Genomic DNA, 3,442 nt, shown 5'->3' on the forward strand with positions numbered 1-3,442 from the left:
GCGAGCGCATCGAGCCCGACGTCGGCCAGGTTGATCGGAAAATCCGAACAGCACGCGTGGCCGCGCGCATGGATGTTGTCCGCGTAGAGCCGCTCGGCGGGCACGCGCATCGCGCGGCACAGCGCGTTCCAGCCGGGCAGGTCGGCGTTGTGCGGCAGCACGAGGTCGTACGCGTCGAGCGCATGCGGCTCGAGCGCGACGGCCGCGTCGATCGCGCGGCGCGTGTACGGCCACTCCATCATGATCAGGTCGGCCTCGTTCGCGGCGACCGTGTCCGACCCGCGATGCCATTTCGCGTGCGTCTCGATCGCGATGCCGCCGAGCCGGTTCTTCGTGCTGTTGCGCGCGATCAGCATCGCGGCCGCGCCGTCGCACTGCACGCCGGTCATCTGCCGCATCCGGTAATCCTCGCCGTACACGCGGTCGGACGACACGACGAGCGCCGCGTCGAGCTGCGGATGGCGGCGCATCAGCGCGCGAACCGTCTCGATGCCGGCCGCGACCGACACGCAGTTCAGTTGCGCGACGGAGCCGAGCCACAGCGGCTCGATGCCGAATTGCGCGGCCACTTCGTGCGGCAGGCTGCGCGGCGCGGGCGGCACGCTGAACTGCTGCGTGTGGACGTGCACGATCGCGCCGACGTCGGACGGATGCACGCGCGCGGTGTCGAGCAGCCGGCCGACCGCCGCGATCGCGAGATCGGTCTCGCTCGTGTCGAGCGCCATGTGGAAATAGCGGCTGCCCGACTGCGCGATCGCGGCCGCCCGCTGAGCCGGATAGTCGCGTTCGGCGGCCCAGGCCTCGATATCGACGGGCGGGCCCGGCAGCTCGTACGCCACCGCGTCGATGCCGATCCAGAAATCGCGTGACGCTTGGGAGGAGGTCGTCGTCATGGTTCAGTTGAGCGGCATCGCCGCGTAGTCGAGGACGTCGAGCTTTTCGAAGGTCGCCTGCACGGTCGGCGTGAGCAGCCCCATCTCGCGGATCGTCGGCACCAGGCGCCGGAAGATCGAGCGGCGGATCGAGCTCGACACCGGCGATTCGCGCACCATTGCGCTGCATTCGCGCTTGGACAGCCCCATCGGTTCCCAGATGTCGTCCGCGCACAGGTGCTCGTACAGCACGGCCGCGCCTTCGCAGATGAACTCCTCGCGCTCGCGCAGTTCGTGCGAGCTCATCTCCGCATACACGCGGCACAGCGTGATCCGGCCGACCGCGAAGTGGCGTGCTTCGTCGCGCTGGATTCGCAGGAACAGGTCCTTGATGAACGGATCGGTGCTGTACGCGACGACGCTCTGGAAGATCGACAGCGCGATGCCCTCGACCAGCACCTGCATCCCGAGGTTCGTCATGTCGAGCGCGCTGCTCGTGATCGTGTCGTGCAGCAGCCCCTTCAGCGAGCGGCTCATCGGGTAGCTGACGTCGAGCTTTTCGTTGACGAGCTTCGCGTACGCCTCGACGTGGCGCGCTTCGTCCATCATCTGCGCGGCCGCGCACAGCCGCGCGCTCAGGCCGTCCTCGGCCGACGCGAGCTTCGACGCGCAGATCAGCGCGGCCTGCTCGCCGTGCAGGATCTGCGACAGCAGCCAGCCCTGCGCGTGATGGCGCACCTCGCGCTTGTCGGCGTCCGCGAGCTTGCCCCACAGCTCGGTGCCGTAGATCAGCAGCGTCGGGTCGGGCATGCCGAGCGGGTTCGCCGGGTCGAGGTCGTGGCTCCAGTCGACGTCGGTCGCGACGTCCCACTGCGCGGCCTTCGCCTTCTCGTACAGCCGGTTCAGCGCCTCTTCGCGCAGTGCGTAGTCGTTCGACATCAGCGCGTCGACGGGCATCGACCAGCGGATATCGGCCGTGTCCTGCATCACGGTAAGCGTGTCATTCATGTCAGGGTCTCCCCGGCCGCGCGGCGGCGCCGGAATGATGGGCGGAATCGGTAAACGGGGCGGCGGCGCGCGACGCGCCCGGGTGCGGTTCGAGACGGATCGCGAACGACGGCCACGCGCCGCGCAGTTGCGCGTCGAACGCATCGGCGAGCCGCGCGGGCCAGATCGCGCAGCACACGCGGTTGTCGCCGGCGAATTCCGCATCGCGCAGGATGCGGTCGCCGATCCACACGACCGGCGCGCCGCGCGATGCGTCGCGCAATGCTTCGTCGTACAGGTGCACGCCGAGCAGCACGTGCGGGGCAAGCAGTTCGGCCGGCAGCGCGCCGAAGTACGGTGCGCACACCTCGATGAACAGGCGGGCATCCGGATGCACGGCGTCGCGAATCCGCGCGGTGACTTCCGCGAGGAATGCGAAATACTGGACATGGTCGAGCAGCACGCGGCGCTCGCCGCCGGCCACGTCGGACGTATTGCCCGCGTCGTACGCATCGCCGGCCGCTTCCGCGAGCGCGGCGCGTGCATAGTCGGCCGGCGTGTCGAGCGGCATCCGGTACGCGCTGGCCGCGACCGCCACGGGCTGTCGCGCGTCGCGCTCGATCCGGTAGGTGAAGTGAACGGGTCGCACCATGTCACGCCTCGCCGTCGAGAGAAAACGTCGCGTCCGGCGCGAACGCGACGTCGGCGATCGCGTAATAGCCGTTCAGCGCGAGCGAGCAGACGGCCGCGCGGCGCGGCGTGTCGCCGTCGCGGTGCGCGAGCAGCACCGACAGCCACGGGTCGCTGCCGAACGCATGACCGAACACGCCGTGGCCGTCCGGCAGCAGCGGCGTCTTGCCGACCGACGCGAGCAGCGCGCGGCGCGACGTGGCCGGAAAGAACGGCAGCGCCGCGTGCAGGCCGGGGCGCGCCGCGCAGAACGTGCGGATGTCGCGGCCGAGCCGCACGACCGCGCTGGCCGGCGGCGCGGCGTCCGCGATGACCGACTGCGCCGGTTCGCGGCCGACGTCGACGAGCAGCGTGCAGACGCCGAAGCCCGAGCGCCCCCAGGCGGGATTGCCGTGCCAGTACGTGTAGCCGTGCACGTCGACGTCGACGATCTGCAGCAGCAGCGTGCGCGGCCCGGTTTCCGCCGCGGTCGCGAGCGCGCGGCGCAGCACGTAGCCCCAGCCCGCGCATTCGTACGAGCAGGTCATCCAGTCGGGCGTGTAGTCGTTCGCGCCGGCAAGGGCCTGCGCGAACACGCGATGCTGCGGCGAATCGTTCATCAGCAGCATCGACAGGATCGTCGAGCTGACCACGTAGTCGTCCGCGCCGATCGCACCGCACAGCCGCTCGCGTTCGGCGCACGCGAGCGTGCCGATCGCGCGGGCCGTATCGTCGAGCGGCACGGCCGCGCCGTCGCGCGACGGCGCGACGCGCCGGTACGCGAGCGCCTGCACGGTCAGCGCGGTCGCCGGGGCCGGCTGGACGGCGGCGGCCGCCACGGGGGCAAGGGGCGCGAGCATCGCCGTATCAGGCCGCGTGCTGCTGGCTGCGCAGTTGCGCGTCGAGCTGTTGCA

General features: G+C 70.7%; 4 protein-coding genes. All 4 read right to left on the reverse strand.

Features of this window, described 5'->3' with window-relative positions; all coding sequences use genetic code 11:
- Positions 1–893, reverse strand: an 893-nt coding sequence (locus tag JMF90_RS29645; protein WP_201325786.1) for a 3-oxoacyl-ACP synthase, incomplete at its 3' end; no start/stop codon positions are given.
- Positions 894–896: 3 nt separating this feature from the next.
- Complete coding sequence (locus JMF90_RS29650; RefSeq protein WP_034176080.1) at positions 897–1,880, reverse strand: ferritin-like domain-containing protein; 984 nt, start codon at positions 1,878–1,880, stop codon at positions 897–899.
- A 1-nt stretch (position 1,881) separates the two neighbouring features.
- A complete protein-coding gene (locus JMF90_RS29655; protein WP_054928605.1) occupies positions 1,882–2,511 on the reverse strand; it encodes a hypothetical protein in 630 nt (209 codons plus the stop codon).
- Between the two features lies 1 nt (position 2,512).
- Positions 2,513–3,388 (reverse strand): hypothetical protein, encoded by an 876-nt coding sequence (locus tag JMF90_RS29660; protein WP_054928606.1) that lies wholly within the window; start codon positions 3,386–3,388, stop codon positions 2,513–2,515.
- Between the last annotated feature and the right edge of the window lie 54 nt (positions 3,389–3,442).

The sequence above is a fragment of the Burkholderia sp. E168m23 genome, from assembly GCF_016586125.1.
Taxonomy (GTDB): Bacteria; Pseudomonadota; Gammaproteobacteria; order Burkholderiales; family Burkholderiaceae; genus Burkholderia; species Burkholderia orbicola.

Bases quoted from the DNA above. Each gene is read 5' to 3' on its own strand.
- JMF90_RS29655 (WP_054928605.1), bottom strand. From the start codon at position 2,511: ATGGTGCGACCCGTTCACTTCACCTACCGGATCGAGCGCGACGCGCGA.
- JMF90_RS29660 (WP_054928606.1), bottom strand. From the start codon at position 3,388: ATGCTCGCGCCCCTTGCCCCCGTGGCGGCCGCCGCCGTCCAGCCGGCC.
- JMF90_RS29650 (WP_034176080.1), bottom strand. From the start codon at position 1,880: ATGAATGACACGCTTACCGTGATGCAGGACACGGCCGATATCCGCTGG.